The following is a 16306-nucleotide window of genomic DNA, read 5'->3' as shown; positions in this document are numbered from 1 at the left end:
GCGGGCCGCATAAGCGTCCGCAGAAACGATCTTCTGTCAGCAAATGTGAATTAACTCCGCCGATCTGAGTCGGCGAGCCTCGCCGTGGGTGGCCGCTCTCATGCTCAGCGAATGGAAGCAGGGTATTCGACGGTGGCGGTCGATCGATCCGTATGATCAGGACGGTCGGTGGTGAGGGGACGGAGCGGCTGGAGGCGTTGAGCGACGGCCTGTTCGCGATCGTGCTCACGCTGCTGGTCCTCCAGTTCGACGTGCCGGATGTCCCCGCCGACGATCTGCCGGCGGCGCTGGCCGACCAGGAGACGCTACTGATCAGCTACCTCCTGAGCTTCTTCGTCGTCGGCCTCTACTGGGTCGTCCACCACAACATCTTCCGTCTGCTCGCCGGCCATGACCGGGTACTGCTCTGGCTGAACCTCCTGTTCCTGCTCTCTATCTCCTTTCTCCCGTACCCGACGGAGCTGCTCGGCCTCTACGGAACGGCGTTCGCCTGGACGCTGTACGCGGTCAACTTCATGCTGGTCGGCGGTCTCATGACCGCCGTCTGGACGTACGCCGCTCGAGCGGGTCACGTCATCGATGCGATCGACGACCGGGCCGCCCGGCTGATCACGATTCGCGGCCTCATCTCGCCAGCGGTTTTCGCCCTCTCGATCGGCGTCGCGGCGATCGAGCTCTCGCTCGCGTTCTACGTCCCGTTGCTGATCGTTCCCCTGCAGATGGCGTGGGCCAGATACTACGAGCGCCGCTACGGCGAAACCGACTGATACCGACCGAACCGTGTATCGGGCGGAAAAGGCGGGGAAACCACTATCCCAACAGGGCTGGTAGAACGTCAGACTTCACCCGAATGGCAACCGAGTACGTGTTCATCAGCGACCTCCACATCGGCGGCGACGAGCAGCTCACGGCTCTCGACTTCGAAACCGAACTTCTCGCCTTTCTCGAGGAACTCCCGGAACGCGGCGGCGACGTCGAGTTGATCGTTAACGGCGACGCCTTCGGCCTCTGGGAGTACGCCGAGGCATCCGGCACGGACAAACTCGAGCGGGTGATCGAGGATCACCCGCGGGTGTTCGAACAGCTCCGGGCGACCGGCGAGGAGATCGACATCACCCTCATTCCGGGCAATCACGACTACGATCTCGCGTGTTACCCCTCCTACGTGGATCGGCTCGCGGCGTACAATATCACCTTAGAGCCCGAGATCGTCATCACCCGCGAGGTGGCCGACGGCACGGTCTGGATCGAACACGGCCAGCAACACGACGCGAACAACCGGATGCCCGACTGGGGGAATCCCGACGCCCTCCCCGTGGGGTACTTCGTCGTCCAGCGGATCGTCGCCGCCGCGGGGCGCTACTCCGGGCGGGCCAGAGGCGACTGGCTCCGGGACATCCAGTCGGTCGCGCCGATGGAGGAAATTCCCCGATGGTTGCTCTCGAACTACTTCTACCGCGAGATGAGTCCGTTCCTGCGGGCGGTCGTCGTCCCCCTCCTGCTGTTTTTCAACATCACGCTGCTCTACCTGTTCGGGTCCGTTCTCGAGGCGATCGGCCTCCTTCCGCCGCGCTATTTCACCGCCAATCCGCTGGTGCGCTCGCTCGGGGTCGGCGAGTATGTCCTCGAACTGCTCATTGCGATCAATCTCGTCGCCATGTTCGTGTTGCTCCTGCTCGCGGTTCCGTTCTGGCTGTTCAGGCGCGATTTCAGGCGCACCCTCGAGCGATTCGGCGTCATGCTTTCGGGGGTTCGCGTGGGCCAGGGCGACCAACCGTTTCTGAACGCGGCCAGGGAGACGTTCGAGTCCAACCCCGGCGTCGCGGTGTTCGTCTACGGTCACACCCACCGGGCGTCGCTCACGCGGTGGGGGGACCGCGCGGTCGTCAACACCGGTACCTGGCTGAAAAAACTCCAGCACGTCGAGGCGCGCCTCCCCCGACTGCCGGGGATCTACTACCCGTCGTTCCGGCTCAACTACTTTCGGATCTTCGCCGAGGGCGATCGGATCGTCGTCGAGTACGAGGAGATCGAGACGGACCAGCCGCGGGATCTCACCTGGTTCCAGTGGCTCGTCGCACACCGGCCGCCGGCGCCGCCGGCGATTCCCGAGCGCACGGTGATCGATCCCAGCGGGGAACTCGAGCTTCCAACCCCCGCCGCTTCGGACTCGACAGACGAGCAGCCAGCCGACTCCGCCCCGGTTCGCGAGTCGCACCCACCGAGCGAGCCCGACGCGGACGACGACTGATCAGTTCGTCGTGATGACCTCGATCACGTCCCGGGGCTCGACCTTGTAGGCCTTCCCGAGCTGGCGGTTCGACCGGCAGTCGATCGCGTGCAGGAAGCCGTCGCCGATGTCGGAGTGGAGGCTGTAGGCGAAGTCCTCAGCCGTCGATTCGGGCGGAATCAGGTAGCAGTCCGGCAGCACCTCCCCGCGCTCGTTCCCCAGCCCGTTCGCGCCGCCGGGGAACACCGGCACGACACCGAGCACGTCGAACAGCGCCGTCTCGAGGGCCGCCTGGACACCCGTCGCGCCGTAGCTCTCGAGGAAGCCGCGGATCTGTTCTAGGCCCTCCTCCTGTTCGGGCGAGACGTCGCCTACGATTTCGAAGTCGTCGTCCCCCGGGCGGTAGTCGACGACGCCGGCCTTGTCCGCGGACTTCAGCGCCTTCTCGGCGTGGGCGCTGCAGGGGACGATCGTCAGGTGCTCGTAGTCGGGATCGCTCGTGATCTCGTCGTAGTTCGCCTGCGCCTCGGGGGTGTCCATCTTGTTCGCCGCGATCACCATCGGCTTCGTCGCCTTGCGGATCTCGCGGGCTAACTCGAGTCGATCCTCCGGCTCCCACTCCAGGGGATCGAAGCCGATCCCGACCCGGCGGATCAACAGTTTGAGCTCGTCCTCGTTCGTCTTGAAGGCGCTCATCTGCTCGGCGAGGTCCTCCTCGATGGCGTCCTCTTCGGTGACGTAGCCCGAGGAGTAGCGCTCGATCCCCTTCTCCAGGATGCCGAGGTACCACTGGTCGAGTTCCTCCTCTAAGAACGCGATGTCGTCGCGGGGATCGTGGCCCTCGGTGGGTTCGCCCTCGAGGTCCGTCTCGCCGGAGAAGTCGACGACGTGGACGAGGACGTCGGTTTCGTTCAGGTCGGTGAGGAACTGGTTGCCCAGGCCGTTCCCCTCGTGGGCGCCCGGAATCAGGCCGGCGACGTCGACGAGTTTCGTCGGGACGAACCGCGTTCCGCAGTCGCAGTAGCCGACGTTCGGGGTACACTCCTCGTCGAACTCGGGGGCGGCACAGTCGACGCGGACGTAGGCCTCGCCGACGCTGGGGTCGATGGTCGTAAACGGGTAGGCGCCCTCGGGGACGTCGTTCATGGTGGCCGCGTTGAAGAAACTCGATTTGCCGACCGATGGTTTCCCCACCAGTCCGATCCGGTAACTCATTGACAGTGGTGGTCGGCCGGCGCCTAAACGGGTTTCCCTCTTCGGGCGTTGCGACACGCGATGACGTACCACTCGTCGATCGCATACACTCGACGCCTCCAGGGCGCTCAGTAGGGCCAGTCGTCGACCTCGTCGATCGCCCGCGAGAGCATCGGATGGATAGTCTCGGCGTCGCCCGTCCGCCGGTTGAACAGGGCGGCGACGTCGACGCCGTCGGTTCGCTGAGTGATCATCGCGAACGATCCCGGGAGCGATCCGAAGTACACCCACTCCCGATCCGTCGACTCTCGCGGGTCGCCGTTCAGCCAGTAGTCGTCCATGAACGCGAGCAGCGAGCCGGCCGAGGCGACGTGGCCGCACGCCCCCTCGAGCGCCTCGAGGACGATCCCGCCGTCAGCACAGGGAACGCGTTCGTCGGGGTCGAGTGCCAGCCCGTTCGGACACTGCTCGCTGTCGTCGTACGCGACCTCCCGGGAGTGGCGGTTGTCGAGTGCACTCCGTCCGGGATGGATATCGACGGCGCCCGCTGGCTCGAGGATCTCCGTCTCGAGGTACTCGTGATAGTCCTGGCCGGTAACGCCCTCGATGATCGACGCGAGCAGGCTGTAGCCGACGTTCGAGTACACCGCACTCGTTCCGGGATCGAACTGCAGCGGCTGCTCGAGGACGTATCGGACGATATCCGCTCGCCCCGGCGGCTCCGACAGGCCAAGCTCCTCGGCGACGCCGAGCGGATCGAACAGCGGATCGGTGACCTCACGCCGGTTCCAGCCACCCTGGTGGGCGAGCAGGTGGCCGACCGTTATCTCGTGAAACCGCGCGTCCGCGGGCGTTCCCGACGGGGGTTCGATCTCGAGGTGAGAGTAGATGTGATCGCGAGTGGCGAGCCGACCGGTGTGGACGAGTCGCCGGATCGCAGCATCGGTAACCGGCTTGCTCACGCTCCCGATCCGAAAGAGCGCGTCGGGCGACACCGGTTCCGACCGCTCGCGGTCGCTCCAGCCGAACCCGCGCTCGTAGACGACCGACCCGTATCGGGAGACAGCGAGCGCACCGGCCGTGATGTCCCGGTCGCGCATGTACTCGAGGGTCGCCTTCTCGAGCGGCCGAACCGCTGGAACCGGATCGCCCGTAACCGGCCACTGCCAGGAGTCGCTGCCGCCGGACGGCGGTGTGGTCGTCTCCTCTGCCGGCGTCGCGTTCGACCGCTCGGATCTGGAGTCCGCGTCGTCGTCCGCACAGCCAGCGACCACAGCGACGCCGGCCGCACCGACCGCTCGGAGCAGGTCCCGTCGATCGATGCGGTCCGGTGGTATCATGCGTACTGGGTCAGAAAGGGGCGTTCGAAAAGCGATTCGACGACCGGCCACCGCCCTACCGATCGGCGGCGAGCACCGCACGCCAGCCCCACGCAGCGAGTGCGAGGACGATCACGGCGAGGACGGCGAAAACACCCCATTGCCCCGCCTCGGTGTCGGCAAACGGTGCTAGCAGGTCTACGAGCCCCGTCCACTGCATGAGCCCGAGGGCGAGGAGTACCATAACGAGCACTGACACAACGGCGACGCCGACCCAGTTTCGAAGCATCCATCCGCCTTCCTGAGCAGCTTCTTCCCGACTGGTGGTGGGTTTTTCGGTCGGCTCCTCCTCTGGTTTCGACATGGTTCTATCGGTGCTACCACGCCACGCCGGGAAACGCTCCTCCCTGCAGGAGCCAGGTTTCAAGTCCCCCAGCGACCGGTCCCAGATTCGGCCTCCGGGTGCCCTCACTCGAGAACCGACTCCAGGGCGTCCATCGTCTCCTCGACGCGCTCGAGACGGGCGTTGTGGCCCATATGACCGATCCGGAGGATCTCGTCCTCGAGGTCGCCGAGCCCCGTCGCGAGCACGATGTCGTGTTCCTCGAGCACCGCCTCCTGGAGTTCGACCGCCCGGCCATCGACCGCGAGAGCGGTCACCGTCGGCGAACACAGCGACTCCTCGCTCGGGTAGACCTCGAGCCCTAATTCGGCGGCGCGCTCCCGGCACCGACCCGCCGCCCGCTCGTGGCGCTCGAAGACGGTCTCGAGACCCTCCTCGCACAGCAGGTCGACGGCGGCGTCGAGACCGTACAGGTTCGCGACGGAGTGAGTGTAGGGGAACCATCGCTCTTCGACTGCACCCCGCCAGGGCTCGAGGTCCGCGTAGAACGACCGCGTCTCGGTCGCCTCGATCCGCTCCCAGGCCCGATCGCTCACCGAGAGCACGCTCAACCCCGGCGGCGCGCTGAAACACTTCTGGGTCGCGCCGAGACAAACGTCGATCGTATCGGTTGGGACCGACGCCCCGCCGAGCGAGGAGACCGCGTCGACCACGCTCACAACGTCGTGCGCTGCCAGCAACTCGAGGACAGGCTCGAGGTCGTTCAGCACTCCCGTGGGCGTCTCGCAGTGAACCATCGTGGCGATATCGAACTCCCCCTCCTCGAGTTCGGCCTCGATCGCCTCGAGATCCAGCGACTCGTCCCACTCGCCGCCGACGGTGACCGCCTCGCCGCCGTACAGTTCGACGAAGTCGGCGAAGCCGTCGCCGTAGAGGCCATTGGAGATACAGAGCGCGCGATCCCCCGCCTCGAGCAGCGAGGCGGCCGCCGCCTCGAGCCCCAGGATCCCCTCGCCGCCGAGGATCACGACGTCGTCCTCGCCGTAGATCTCCTCGAGTTTCTCGGTAAGCGATCCATAGAACTCGAAGAACTCCGCCTCGACGTCGGGGTTCGGCGTGGATTCGGCCATCCGCTTGCGCACGCCCAGCGGTACCTCGGTCGGTCCGGGCGTCATCCGGAGTCGGTCGTCTGCCATGGGAGAACCGGTGGCTCGTGGGCGTATAATGGTTGCCAGTGGGTACGGGCTCGAGGAAGCCTGGGGACCGCGTGTTGATCGTCGGCTGTCGTATCGAACGTGATGGGTGTCCGCAGCGTCGTGCTGAATACACAGCGCGAAGTTTTTGCGGCGAGCGATTCGCCGCAAAAACTTCGATGAAAACGGCGGACGACTCGGCCTTCGGCCTCGCGTCCGGGAACCGCGCTCGCGTTGCTCGCGCGGAGACTTGTAACGCATTCACTCTCTGTCTGCAGCACCCCTCTCTTGACAGAATTTGGGTAGGACGCTCAGCTATCGCTGAATACAGGGCGCGAATGTGGCAAAAACCAGAGCGTGATTAACGCGGAGGGTCGAACGCTCAGTACAGACGAACAACATAGCATTGCGACCACTTGCAGACGTATTTGGAAGGAGGATGTACGCTACACTTCGATTTTGCGGGTGATTTAGTCACCCTCGATGAGATAATCCCGGCAGATAGGCAGTAACTTCTGGTCATCAGACAGATCAACGCGGTTCTGTTCCTGATCGTATGTTACGAGGCCGACCTCATCCAAATGAGGAAGGTGGTTGTGATGGAGTGAAACGTGTAGAGCGTTAATACTCTTCGAAGGTAATTCTGTATGTGGAGTCTCGTGTTCTGCTGTCGCGACTTCCCGAACGAGTTCGTCGAACGTGACCGGTGTCTCTTGGTTGAACAAGATATATAAGATGAATCGGCGCTGATGGTGTGAAAGTGCGTCGTATACGGTGTTAAACCGCTCACGCTCTTTCAGCTGATCAGGCAGCGAGTCTGTGTGGGATCTCGAGTCAGCCATTGCCCCTGCTATTCTACTGATAGGGATAAGCGTTATTGCTTTCTATACAATGTGGGCTGCGATTTAGTTCATTTTTACGATTATTGCTGCGATTTTCGTACGGATAGTAGTGCCGGGATAGTGGTGAGCGCTCACTCGTGAGTGAGCGACTGACCGAAGTGGTTGAACGGCTGGAGGTACTTATTTCGGAATATCTCGGACTGTCGGAGACGGAGTCCGGACTCCCTCAGTGAATCGTGGATAGAACCGAGTTGACTCGAGTCTGCGGCAACAGCCTCGACCAGAATATCCTGATCGCCGCCCACCAGTTCATCAACCTCGATAACACCATGCACATCGAGTATGTCTTTAGCGGAAAGCGCGGTACTGGGATCGAGAGACGTACAGAGAATGAGAAGGTGAAGCGGGTATCCCGCACGATCATAATCGATGTCTGGGTAGTAGCCTCGGATGATCCCGTTTTCTTCCATGTTCTGGATACGGTTTCGAACGGTACTTTGCGAAACGCCGACTCGCTCTCCGATCTCCTCGTTCGTAATATTCCGAGCGTTTTCCTGCAACATGTGTAGTATTCCTCTGTCTACACGGTCCAACTCCTCCGAACTCATAACGATTCAGTGAATTACGGCGAGACAAATAGTCCCACCCCCAGTGTGAGCAAGCCAAACTGGTGTCGCGTAACGAGATTAGAGGTACATCGTGCGTTTCCGACGCATGCTCCCGCCCGATGTTCAATTCGCACGTTCTGTACTGGACGACTCAGAACAAATCGTAAGAAAGAAACCGAAACAGTGTGCTGCGTACATCCGCTCTATTCAGCACGCCTTATTCACCATCGATTTACTGTTTGTCGCCAGATCTGGCTGGTGTCTCGAGACCGAATCACGACCCCTTACTCCCGCTTGCGCCGCTGCAACCGCCCACGGACGAACGGCGCGGCCGGGAATACCCCGACCCTGACCCGCTCGAGTTCCACGAGGTCGAAGGCGTCGTGGCCGGCGAACCGCTCGACCGTGTACCGGTTCAGCTGACAGCCGCCCGCGACCCGCTCCCAGGCGGGAGTCAGCAGGTCCTGGCCCCGCTCGCGCCAGCCGTCGGCGTGGACGTGCTCGAGAAAGCGCAGTTCCCCGCCGGGGTTCAGCACGCGGGCGACCTCCGAAAGCGCCGCGTCGGGGTCTTCGATCGTACAGAACACCATCCCCGCGATCACAAAATCGAAGCTGTCGTCGGGGTAGGGTAGCGACTCCGCGCGGGCGTCCCGGAGGTCGACGGCCAGGCCGGCCTCCCGCGCCGCTTCGCGGGCGCGCTGGCGCATGTGTGGGTCGGGTTCGACGGCGTGGTACTCGAGGTCGTCGCCGGCGACGTAGGAAAACATCGCGCCGCCGCCCGCCCCCAGGTCGAGGACGCGACCCGAGAGCTCCCGTGCGAGATACTCGCGGTGGGGTCGCAACAGCAGCGATTCGGGCAGGAGCCGGTCGTAGAGGGCGGCGAACACCGGATGGGCGATCTCGTCCTGGGTGGACATTGGTGCCAATTAACACGAGCGGCCGGGTAAGCGTTGGTCTCGGTTCGCGCACCGCCGGCCGGGGTCACGTTCTCGAAGCCGTGCTGTCCGGCGGGAACGTATACGGCGTGTTCGACGGGAAACCGAACGAGTGTCGGACGCACGGAACCCGATGTAAACAATCATTTACGGTGAACGATATCACTCCCGTATGACAGAGACGTTTTCGTGGCTGTCGCTCGACGACGACGAGGAGATCGTCTGGTCCGGCGGGCCGCGCCGTCACGTTGTGCTCTGGGTCGCCGTGCCCGCGCTCGTGATCCCGGCGCTGCTGCTGGCGGTTCGGTCGACGCTCCTCAGCGGACTCATCGGGTTGTTCGTCTGGGGTGCTCTCACCGCTCTCGGATACGTCTACGTGACGAACGTCGACTACGTCGTCTCGAGCAGATACCTCTATTCGAAGTGGGGAATGCTCGGACGATCGGTCACGCAGGTCGGCCTGCACAACGTGCAGGATACCACGCTCAGCCAGGGGATCCTCGGGACCCAGGGCGGCTACGGAACGGTCTCGTTCAGCACCGCCGGGGGAGAGGGAGCGGCCCTCGCGTTTTACGTCGTCGACGAGCCGGCAACGGCGAAATCGGCGGTCGATCGACAGGTTGCGGCAGTGAAACGGGGGCAGAAAGCTGACGCAGGGCGCTCGAGCGAGAGCGGTGTCGACGAGTTCCTCTCCGAACTTCGCGCGACGCGTAAAGCCGCACAGCGTATCGACCACCGTCTCGAACAGCGAGGGGAGCAGTCGTGAGTTCCCACGGGTACGACTGGTTGGAACTGGACGCCGAGGAGGAGATCGTCTGGTCAGGCGAACCGCACCTGCTGGGCTACGCCTGGCTGTTCGTTATCGGCGTCCTGACGATTCCGCTGTTCGGCGTCGGGGTGGTGGTCATCGTTTCGGCCTATCTGAACCTGAAGAACACCGCGTACGTGATCACGACCGACAGCGTGTTCAAAAAGACCGGTATCCTCTCCCGAAAAGTCGTCGATATCGGCCACGAGAACATCCAGGACACCGGATACACACAGAGTGTCGTTGGCCGGTACTACGGGTTCGGAACCGTCCAGATCAGCACCGCGGGGGGCAGCGGCGTCGAAATGTCTCTCGACTACGTCCCCGACCCGCTGGCAGTACAGTCACAACTCGATCGGATGGCGACCAGGAGGCCGTCTGCGGACGATCGCTCCGATCGAGACCGCCGGGAATCGGTCCGGATCGACGGTGCGACGCTCGAGGAACTCGTCGAGGAGATGCGAGCGACGAGAGCGGCGCTCGAATCGATCGACCGGCGTCTCGACGAGGAGTGAGTGCAGTCGGACAACCGTGACGGGTGGGCAGTAGTAGCTACGGGTTCACCAGGCGCTCGAGCTACACCAGCAGCAGTCCGACCCATACGGTGACCGCAACGACGTGGGCGAAGGCGTGGGCGAGTATCGCAGCCTCCAGGCTATAGCGCCAGAACAACCACCCGAAAGCGATTCCCCCGACGGCGTTCAGTCCGACGATGAAGGCGAGCACGTCCGGAGTGAGCGTGCCATAGACCGTCGCTGCCATGGGCAGGTGGAGCAGACCGAAGAGAACCGCGGCGAGAACGATCGAAGTCCACATGACGGCGTTAGATGGCTTTTCCGTCCCACGCCCGACGACTCGCCACAGGACGAACGCGATGAGCGCCATCGCACCCCATCGAAGGAGTATCTCTTCGGTGATCCCGCCGTAGAGAACGCGCAGCGGAATCGACTGGAGCAACGACTCGAACGTCATCTCGTAACCGTCCGTGTCGACCACTTCGGGCGCAAAGCGCTCCGCGACCACCAGGAGGCCGCCCACTCCCGCACCGAGTCCCAGGGCGGGTTTTGCAGTCTCCTTTGACCCCCTCGAGCAGCGGGCTTCCGTCGCTCACACGGTTTACGACGCGGGAGGTCAAGCCGATCCTGGGGGCGATGTACTGTCCGACGGCGACCGCGAGAGCGAGAATTACGCCGATCTGCACGGCGGACGCGACGACGATCGATTCCGGGGACATTCCGGCTTGCTCAGCGATTTCCTGGTACTGATCCGGACGGCGAACCCCGTCAGCGATTAGGGCGAGGATTCCGAGAGAGCCGAGGCCGAGGAGAGTCAGAAACCGGGTCAGTGATACATTGTGGAGATTCATCCGGAAGAAATCGTGTGCCGACGAGCATAGTTGCTCTGCAGAACCAGTCCGCTCCCGCTTGCGGGTTGACCCTCTCGAAACCGGGCGCGCGGTTGCCCGTCGACGCTACCACCCCACTCGAGTCCCTACCGAATCGTATCCGGGATCCGGTCGATGACGTCGGTCGCGACCACGCCGGGGCCGCGCTCGGCGGTGGCGAGTTCGCCGGCTTTCCCCAGCGTCCAGGCGCCGAGTTCGGTCGCCGTCTCTCGCTCCATCCCCTGGCCGAGCAGCGAGGCGACGATGCCGGCCAGCGTGTCGCCGGTGCCGGCGACGGTGAGCGCCTCGGTGCCCGTCTCGTTTACCGTCCGCTCGCCGTCGGCGACGATCTCGTCCTCGCTCCCGGTGAACACCACTACGGCGTCCGTCTCCATCGTGAACGACTCGAGGCTGCCGTAGGCGTCGACCAGTTCGTCGCGCTCCTCGCTGTTGGGCGTGAGGACGGCGTTCGAGAGATCGGCCTCGACGCCGGGTTCGATCGCGAGCGCGTCGATCACGACCGGGATCTCGACGGACGAGATCGTTCGCTGGATCGCCTCCGGATCGGCGTCGGCGAGACCGGGGCCGAGCACGAGCGCATCGAGGTCGGCCGCGCGTTCGATCGTCTCGTTCGCGGCCGCCTCCTCGAAGTGCGTTCCCGAATAGCGACTCACCAGCAGGTTCGGCGAGAAGCCGGCGACGATCGGGTAGATCTCCTCGGTGACCATCACCCGAACGTCGTCGGAACCGGTCCGTAGCGCGGCCATGCCGACGATCGCTGGCTGGCCGGGGTAGTCGATCCCACCGCCGACGACGCCGACCCGTCCGGCATCACCGCTCGAGGCGCCGGCGACCTCCGACAGCGTCCGCTGAAAGCGTGTCATCGCCCGGAGTTCGGCGTGAAAACGGGTAGATCTTGGCCGCTCGTGTGCCTGCTTCGGGCCGAGTCGGCGATCGCACACCAGGGGCCGGCCTTCACGGATAACAACAAAGAACGTGCGACCCGTGGTATTTTCCGCATGTTCGAAAACCGCACCGAGGCCGGCGAGCGCCTGGCTGACGCCCTCGTCGACCGGGGGATCGACGCGGACGTCGTCCTCGCGATTCCGCGGGGGGCGCTTCCCGTGGCGCGTCCGGTCGCCGACGCGCTGGACGCGCCGCTCGACGTGGTCGTCGCCTCGAAGATCGGCGCGCCGACGAACCCCGAACTCGCCCTCGGCGCCGTTGCGAGCGACGGCAGCGTCTGGTACAACGACGACGTCATCTCCCACCTTAACGTGACCGACACCTACCTCGAGCGGGCGCGCCGCGAGGAGGTCGAGGCGGCCCGCGAGAAACTCGAGCGCTACCGCGACGGCGACGACCCCCCTGATCTCGGGGGAAAGCGCGTCGTCGTCGTCGACGACGGGCTGGCGACCGGCGCGACGGCCCGGGCCTGCCTGCGCCAGGTCAGCGAGGCCGGCGCGAGCGACGTCGTGCTCGCGGTGCCGGTCGGCGCACCCGACTCGCTCGCGGCCATCGAGGCGGCGGTCGACGAGGTCGTCGCTCTCGAGCACCCACCACGGTTCGGCGCTGTCGGGCAGTTCTACCGGTCGTTCGGCCAGGTCAGCGACGAGGAGGCGATCGGTTACCTCGAGCGGTGAACCGCCGGTTTCGACGCCGTCGTTTCGGCGAGGCGACCGCGCTCTCGGACCGGCCGGTGGGCCCCGGTTGACTCTCGTCGGTTCAGTCCGCGGTTTCGCCCGTCTCCGGATCGAGTAGCGGTATCCAGCCGTCGTCGGCCTCCACGCGGTCGGCGAGGACGGCGTTCAGGACGGCTCCGGTGAGCACGCAGAGCCCGCCGAGATAGACCCAGGTGAGGACGATCAGGACGGCGCCGGCGACGCCAAACAGTTCGACGCTGTCGGACATCACGACGTAGAGGCGAAAACTCACGGCGAGGATGGTCCAGCTAACGGCCGTAAACATCGTTCCAGGAAGCACCTCGCGAACCGAGACGTCGGCCACGGGAAAGAGGTAGTACGTCGGCAGGAAGACGACGACGAGCAGCCCGAGGAGCAACAGCGGACTGATGAACCGCCACCAGGTTCCATCGATGACCAACGAGAGCGCGACGCCGACGATGGCGACGAGGACGACTGCGAGCGTCACCGTCAGCGTGAGTAAGGAGACGTTGATCACCGAGCTGAGGTACGACTGGCGCTTGCGCGAGCCGTAGACGCCGGTGAATGCGCTGTTGGTCGCCTGGAACATTCGGGCGGCGCTCCAGAGGAAGATGACCAGCGCGAGCGCCGCCGCGCCGAGCCGACCGTCGCCGCCGCCGATCACCCGTTCGAGGGTTTCCTGGGCTGTCGCCGTGTCGAGTCCCGTTGCTGTCTCGAACGTATCGAAGAGGATCTCGAGGGAGTCGGCGGCGGTGATGGCAACCAGCAGGAGGATCACCAGCGGGACGAGCGTGTTGAACGCGTGGTAGGCGAGGCCCGCGGACTTCACCGAGAGCTGGCACTCGCGAGAGACTGCGATCACGTCGTGTGCCAGCGAAACGAGACGAGCCCGATCCATTACCGGTAGCTTCGATGACCGGGCAGAAATACGCACTGTCTCGGCACTCGCGTCGGGCGCGGCGACGCCGATGGACGCCGAACCTCGCCCGAGCCGTGAGCGGAGGGGGCCGGCGTCACTCGTCGGTGACGACCGACTGGACGTGTCCGACCGCGCCGCTTTTGAGTTCGACTTTCGGCCCCTCTGGCGGGTCGCCGTCGTGGACGGTTGCGATTTCGCCGATCAGTGGCTCGGCCTCCGTCGAGTGGACGTCCTCGTCCTCCTGGACGATGCGGACGGTGATTCCCTGCCGCAGTTCGTCGGCTGACGGTGGATCGCCTGACATGGCTGGACGTGCACCATTCGCGTCGAAAAACGTGGTGCCTGCAGCCGCAGTCTGGTGGTTGCCGTCTCTCGAGGTCAACTCCTGGCTACCGGTCGTCCTCGAAGTCGAGAGCGGCGGAGTTGATACAGTAGCGCTTGCCGGTCGGCTCCGGACCGTCGTCAAAGACGTGGCCGAGGTGGCCGCCGCAGTTCCCACAGAGTACCTCGATACGGTCCATTCCGTGGCTCGTGTCCCGCCTGGTCTCGATGCGGTCGTCGTCGGTGTCGTAGAAGCTCGGCCACCCGCAGCCCGAATCGTACTTCGTCTCGGAGTCGAACAGTTCGGCGCCACAGCCCGCACAGGCGTAGCTGCCGTCCTCTTTGTGATCGACGTACTCGCCGCTGAATGGCGCTTCGGTGCCGGCCTCGCGGAGGATTCGGTACTCCTCGTCGTCGAGTCGCTCTCGCCACTCGGGGTCTGTAGTCGGAGTCTCGCCGGTCTGATCGCCCATACCTCGAGGGAGGGGCGCGCGGCGTAAGTGTCTGTCTCTGCCGGCACGCTCGTGGCCGGAAGACTGCGGGCTCGTTCTCGCCGGCGGGGGCTGTCACCCCGTCTCAGCGACCCGTGATGACGTTCGTGCTGTGACACTCGGGGCACTGGGTCATCCGACCGAGCTTCGGCACCTCGAGTCGGAGCCAGGCGTCGTCGCCGCCCGGTGCTTCGAAGCCGCAGTTGAGACAGCGCGAGCGCTCGAGCGTGCGATGTTCGCTTGCCATACGAGTTGGTATGCGGTAGCGTCGCATAGTAGTTTTCTCGCCCCGACGCGAGAGTCACGGACGCGAACACGCCAACGGATTTGGCGCTGGCTCCCATCCCTTTGAGCGATGACTCCAGCAGTCGCCGTCGTCGGTGCGGGCGTCGCCGGTGCGGCCGTCGCGTACGCGCTTCGCTCCAAACCGCTCGAGGTAACGCTGGTCGAACGCGCCCCCAGTCCCGGCGGTCGGACGGCGACCGAACGGCGCCACGACTGCCTCTACGACATCGGGGCGAACTACGTCACCGGCGACGAACCGGCCGTCGTCGACCTGCTCGAGCGCCTCGACGGGGGCGACCTGGTCGGCGTCGACTCACCGGTCTGGACGTTCGACGCAAGCGGCGATATCGGGCCGGGGGACGAGGGGCGTGGCGACGACCGGAAGTGGTCGTTCGAGGGCGGTCTCGCGACCCTCCCTCGCCGACTGTGCGACCTGTCCGACGCCGAGGTTCGCACGGGACGGACGGTGCGTGTGCTCGAAACCGACCCCGACGGTAGGTGGCGCCTCGAGACCGCGGCGACGGCTGCGACCGGGCGCCAGGAGCACCACACCGGGCCGTTCGACGCCGTCGTTCTCACGCCACCAGCGCCGGAAACAGCCGCGCTGCTCGAGGCCAGCACCGCTCCCGGGGTCGATCTCGCCGCCGTTGCCGGCGCTGCGGCCGCGGTTCCCTACCGGTCCGTCCACTCCTTCGCGCTTCACCACCCGTTTCCCCTCGAGCGGCCGTACTACGCGCTGGTGAACACGGACCGCGACCACCCGATCGGGTGGCTCGCCCGCGAGGGCGAAAAGCGCGGCCACGTGCCGGCCGACGAGACGCTGCTGATCGTCCAGATGGCTCCCGACTGGTCGGTCGACCACCGGGAGACGCCGCTCGAGACGGCGGCCGCGACGGCCGCGAGCGAGGTCGCGGCCCTGCTCGCGGACGACCGGCTTGCGGATCCGGACTGGGTCGACCGGCGGCGCTGGCGCTACGCGCTTCCCGACGAGGAAGCGAGCGTGGAAGTCGGCGCGGCGGAATCCGACGGACTGTTCGTCGCGGGCGACTGGGTGGCCGGCGAGGGCCGGGTCCACGCGGCGCTCTCGAGCGGACTCGAGGTGGCCGACCGGCTGACGGCCTCGACTCGGTAGCGACGACGCGACAGCAGCGGATGCCGGCCGGGAAGAACTTTGCTCGTCGCCGGTGTGGGGAACTTCCTATGACCGACCGGAGACACTACCCCTTCGACGGCACGGAGCCACAGATACACGAGGACGCCCACGTGAGCCGCGAATCGACGTTGATCGGCGATGTTACGGTCGCCGCCGACGCCAGCGTCTGGCCCGGCGTCGTCCTCCGGGGCGACGTCGACCCCGTTCGGATCGGGGAGTCGGCCCACGTCGGCGACAACGCGACGCTGCACGCCTCGAGTATCGGCGACCGGGTGCTGTGCGGCCACGGCGCGGTGTTGAACGACGCCGTCGTCGACGACGGCTCGCTCGTCGGCTTCAACGCGACGCTCAACTCCGCGGTTCACGTTGGCAGCGAGTGCATCGTCGCCTCCGGAACCGTCGTCCCGGACGGCTACGACATCCCCGCCCGGTCGTTCGTCAGGGGGGTTCCGGCCTCGGTGACGCCGCTCTCGGAGACGACGATCGACCCCGCCGAGATCTTCGAGGAGTACTCTTCGGGCGAGTACACGAACCTCGCCGAGCGCCACGGGGCGCTGTTCGAGTAGCCGTGGCTGGAACCTCCGTGGGCCTCGTGGCCGGCGACCGTTGCACCCACG

At 65.2% G+C, this 16306-nt stretch carries 20 protein-coding genes; 7 read left to right on the top strand and 13 right to left on the bottom strand.

Going from position 1 to position 16306, the window contains the following annotated elements; genetic code table 11:
- Positions 1–152: 152 nt before the first annotated feature.
- A complete protein-coding gene (locus tag AC6I6S_RS05235; RefSeq protein WP_497948678.1) occupies positions 153–767 on the top strand; it encodes a TMEM175 family protein in 615 nt (204 codons plus the stop codon).
- 83 nt (positions 768–850) lie between these two features.
- A complete protein-coding gene (locus AC6I6S_RS05230; RefSeq protein ID WP_497948677.1) occupies positions 851–2251 on the top strand; it encodes a metallophosphoesterase in 1401 nt (466 codons plus the stop codon).
- On the opposite strand, the gene AC6I6S_RS05225 is transcribed toward AC6I6S_RS05230, so the two are convergent.
- From AC6I6S_RS05225 to AC6I6S_RS05195, 7 genes are all read right to left on the bottom strand, one after another.
- Positions 2252–3445 (bottom strand): redox-regulated ATPase YchF, encoded by a 1194-nt coding sequence (locus AC6I6S_RS05225; RefSeq protein ID WP_497948676.1) that lies wholly within the window; start codon positions 3443–3445, stop codon positions 2252–2254. It lies immediately after the preceding gene.
- Positions 3446–3552: 107 nt separating this feature from the next.
- Positions 3553–4764: a serine hydrolase domain-containing protein gene (locus AC6I6S_RS05220; RefSeq protein WP_497948675.1), complete on the bottom strand. Its 1212-nt coding sequence runs from the start codon at positions 4762–4764 to the stop codon at positions 3553–3555.
- Between the two features lie 55 nt (positions 4765–4819).
- Positions 4820–5107, bottom strand: a complete 288-nt coding sequence (locus tag AC6I6S_RS05215) for a hypothetical protein (protein ID WP_497948674.1) — start codon at positions 5105–5107, stop codon at positions 4820–4822.
- Between the two features lie 104 nt (positions 5108–5211).
- Positions 5212–6282: a pyridoxal-phosphate-dependent aminotransferase family protein gene (locus AC6I6S_RS05210; protein ID WP_497948673.1), complete on the bottom strand. Its 1071-nt coding sequence runs from the start codon at positions 6280–6282 to the stop codon at positions 5212–5214.
- Positions 6283–6749: 467 nt separating this feature from the next.
- Positions 6750–7121: a DUF7344 domain-containing protein gene (locus AC6I6S_RS05205; protein WP_497948672.1), complete on the bottom strand. Its 372-nt coding sequence runs from the start codon at positions 7119–7121 to the stop codon at positions 6750–6752.
- A gap of 131 nt (positions 7122–7252) precedes the next feature.
- Positions 7253–7729 (bottom strand): Lrp/AsnC family transcriptional regulator, encoded by a 477-nt coding sequence (locus AC6I6S_RS05200; protein WP_497948671.1) that lies wholly within the window; start codon positions 7727–7729, stop codon positions 7253–7255.
- Positions 7730–8013: 284 nt separating this feature from the next.
- Positions 8014–8646: a class I SAM-dependent methyltransferase gene (locus tag AC6I6S_RS05195; RefSeq protein ID WP_497948670.1), complete on the bottom strand. Its 633-nt coding sequence runs from the start codon at positions 8644–8646 to the stop codon at positions 8014–8016.
- 190 nt (positions 8647–8836) lie between these two features.
- On the opposite strand from AC6I6S_RS05195, the gene AC6I6S_RS05190 reads away from it, so the two are divergent.
- Together AC6I6S_RS05190 and AC6I6S_RS05185 are read left to right on the top strand one after the other, a co-directional pair.
- Entirely contained in the window at positions 8837–9430 is a 594-nt protein-coding gene (locus AC6I6S_RS05190) for a PH domain-containing protein (protein ID WP_497948669.1), read from the top strand.
- Positions 9427–9987 (top strand): PH domain-containing protein, encoded by a 561-nt coding sequence (locus AC6I6S_RS05185; protein ID WP_497948668.1) that lies wholly within the window; start codon positions 9427–9429, stop codon positions 9985–9987. The genes AC6I6S_RS05190 and AC6I6S_RS05185 overlap by 4 nt, the downstream gene beginning before the upstream one ends.
- A gap of 61 nt (positions 9988–10048) precedes the next feature.
- Here AC6I6S_RS05185 and AC6I6S_RS05180 read toward each other — a convergent pair whose 3' ends face one another.
- Both AC6I6S_RS05180 and AC6I6S_RS05175 read right to left on the bottom strand, forming a co-directional pair.
- On the bottom strand, positions 10049–10510 hold the full coding sequence (locus AC6I6S_RS05180) for a CPBP family intramembrane glutamic endopeptidase (RefSeq protein WP_497948667.1): 462 nt from the start codon (positions 10508–10510) through the stop codon (positions 10049–10051).
- 453 nt (positions 10511–10963) lie between these two features.
- Positions 10964–11740 (bottom strand): NAD(P)H-hydrate dehydratase, encoded by a 777-nt coding sequence (locus AC6I6S_RS05175; protein ID WP_497948666.1) that lies wholly within the window; start codon positions 11738–11740, stop codon positions 10964–10966.
- A 135-nt stretch (positions 11741–11875) separates the two neighbouring features.
- Here AC6I6S_RS05175 and AC6I6S_RS05170 point away from each other — a divergent pair, with 135 nt between their 5' ends.
- Entirely contained in the window at positions 11876–12499 is a 624-nt protein-coding gene (locus AC6I6S_RS05170) for a phosphoribosyltransferase (RefSeq protein WP_497948665.1), read from the top strand.
- Positions 12500–12581: 82 nt separating this feature from the next.
- On the opposite strand, the gene AC6I6S_RS05165 is transcribed toward AC6I6S_RS05170, so the two are convergent.
- The 4 genes from AC6I6S_RS05165 to AC6I6S_RS05150 all read right to left on the bottom strand — a co-directional run bounded on the left by AC6I6S_RS05165 (position 12582) and on the right by AC6I6S_RS05150 (position 14498).
- Positions 12582–13418, bottom strand: coding sequence for a YihY/virulence factor BrkB family protein (locus AC6I6S_RS05165; RefSeq protein ID WP_497948664.1), 837 nt, complete (start codon positions 13416–13418; stop codon positions 12582–12584).
- A 115-nt stretch (positions 13419–13533) separates the two neighbouring features.
- Positions 13534–13743 carry a DUF2196 domain-containing protein gene (locus AC6I6S_RS05160; protein WP_497948663.1) on the bottom strand — a complete coding sequence of 70 codons (210 nt, stop codon included), beginning with the start codon at positions 13741–13743 and terminating at the stop codon, positions 13534–13536.
- Positions 13744–13828: 85 nt separating this feature from the next.
- Positions 13829–14233 carry a peptide-methionine (R)-S-oxide reductase MsrB gene (msrB, locus tag AC6I6S_RS05155; protein ID WP_497948662.1) on the bottom strand — a complete coding sequence of 135 codons (405 nt, stop codon included), beginning with the start codon at positions 14231–14233 and terminating at the stop codon, positions 13829–13831.
- A 103-nt stretch (positions 14234–14336) separates the two neighbouring features.
- Positions 14337–14498 (bottom strand): hypothetical protein, encoded by a 162-nt coding sequence (locus tag AC6I6S_RS05150; RefSeq protein ID WP_497948661.1) that lies wholly within the window; start codon positions 14496–14498, stop codon positions 14337–14339.
- Between the two features lie 108 nt (positions 14499–14606).
- Here AC6I6S_RS05150 and AC6I6S_RS05145 point away from each other — a divergent pair, with 108 nt between their 5' ends.
- On the top strand, positions 14607–15668 hold the full coding sequence (locus AC6I6S_RS05145; protein WP_497948660.1) for an NAD(P)/FAD-dependent oxidoreductase: 1062 nt from the start codon (positions 14607–14609) through the stop codon (positions 15666–15668).
- 68 nt (positions 15669–15736) lie between these two features.
- The gene (locus AC6I6S_RS05140; RefSeq protein WP_497948659.1) at positions 15737–16255 is read left to right on the top strand and encodes a gamma carbonic anhydrase family protein; all 519 of its coding nucleotides are present in this window, start codon (positions 15737–15739) and stop codon (positions 16253–16255) included.
- Positions 16256–16306 lie beyond the last annotated feature (51 nt).

This window comes from Natrononativus sp. DTA114, assembly GCF_059736515.1.
Note: the sequence above shows the minus strand (reverse complement) of the source record. Positions and strands in the feature narration are given on the sequence as shown.

Coding starts and splice junctions, on each gene's coding strand:
- AC6I6S_RS05175 (WP_497948666.1), bottom strand. CDS start 11,740: ATGACACGCTTTCAGCGGACGCTGTCGGAGGTCGCCGGCGCCTCGAGC.
- AC6I6S_RS05235 (WP_497948678.1), top strand. CDS start 153: ATGATCAGGACGGTCGGTGGTGAGGGGACGGAGCGGCTGGAGGCGTTG.
- AC6I6S_RS05190 (WP_497948669.1), top strand. CDS start 8,837: ATGACAGAGACGTTTTCGTGGCTGTCGCTCGACGACGACGAGGAGATC.
- msrB (WP_497948662.1), bottom strand. CDS start 14,233: ATGGGCGATCAGACCGGCGAGACTCCGACTACAGACCCCGAGTGGCGA.
- AC6I6S_RS05210 (WP_497948673.1), bottom strand. CDS start 6,282: ATGGCAGACGACCGACTCCGGATGACGCCCGGACCGACCGAGGTACCG.
- AC6I6S_RS05200 (WP_497948671.1), bottom strand. CDS start 7,729: ATGAGTTCGGAGGAGTTGGACCGTGTAGACAGAGGAATACTACACATG.
- AC6I6S_RS05145 (WP_497948660.1), top strand. CDS start 14,607: ATGACTCCAGCAGTCGCCGTCGTCGGTGCGGGCGTCGCCGGTGCGGCC.
- AC6I6S_RS05170 (WP_497948665.1), top strand. CDS start 11,876: ATGTTCGAAAACCGCACCGAGGCCGGCGAGCGCCTGGCTGACGCCCTC.
- AC6I6S_RS05205 (WP_497948672.1), bottom strand. CDS start 7,121: ATGGCTGACTCGAGATCCCACACAGACTCGCTGCCTGATCAGCTGAAA.
- AC6I6S_RS05140 (WP_497948659.1), top strand. CDS start 15,737: ATGACCGACCGGAGACACTACCCCTTCGACGGCACGGAGCCACAGATA.
- AC6I6S_RS05165 (WP_497948664.1), bottom strand. CDS start 13,418: ATGGATCGGGCTCGTCTCGTTTCGCTGGCACACGACGTGATCGCAGTC.
- AC6I6S_RS05225 (WP_497948676.1), bottom strand. CDS start 3,445: ATGAGTTACCGGATCGGACTGGTGGGGAAACCATCGGTCGGCAAATCG.
- AC6I6S_RS05215 (WP_497948674.1), bottom strand. CDS start 5,107: ATGTCGAAACCAGAGGAGGAGCCGACCGAAAAACCCACCACCAGTCGG.
- AC6I6S_RS05160 (WP_497948663.1), bottom strand. CDS start 13,743: ATGTCAGGCGATCCACCGTCAGCCGACGAACTGCGGCAGGGAATCACC.
- AC6I6S_RS05150 (WP_497948661.1), bottom strand. CDS start 14,498: ATGGCAAGCGAACATCGCACGCTCGAGCGCTCGCGCTGTCTCAACTGC.
- AC6I6S_RS05195 (WP_497948670.1), bottom strand. CDS start 8,646: ATGTCCACCCAGGACGAGATCGCCCATCCGGTGTTCGCCGCCCTCTAC.
- AC6I6S_RS05220 (WP_497948675.1), bottom strand. CDS start 4,764: ATGATACCACCGGACCGCATCGATCGACGGGACCTGCTCCGAGCGGTC.
- AC6I6S_RS05230 (WP_497948677.1), top strand. CDS start 851: ATGGCAACCGAGTACGTGTTCATCAGCGACCTCCACATCGGCGGCGAC.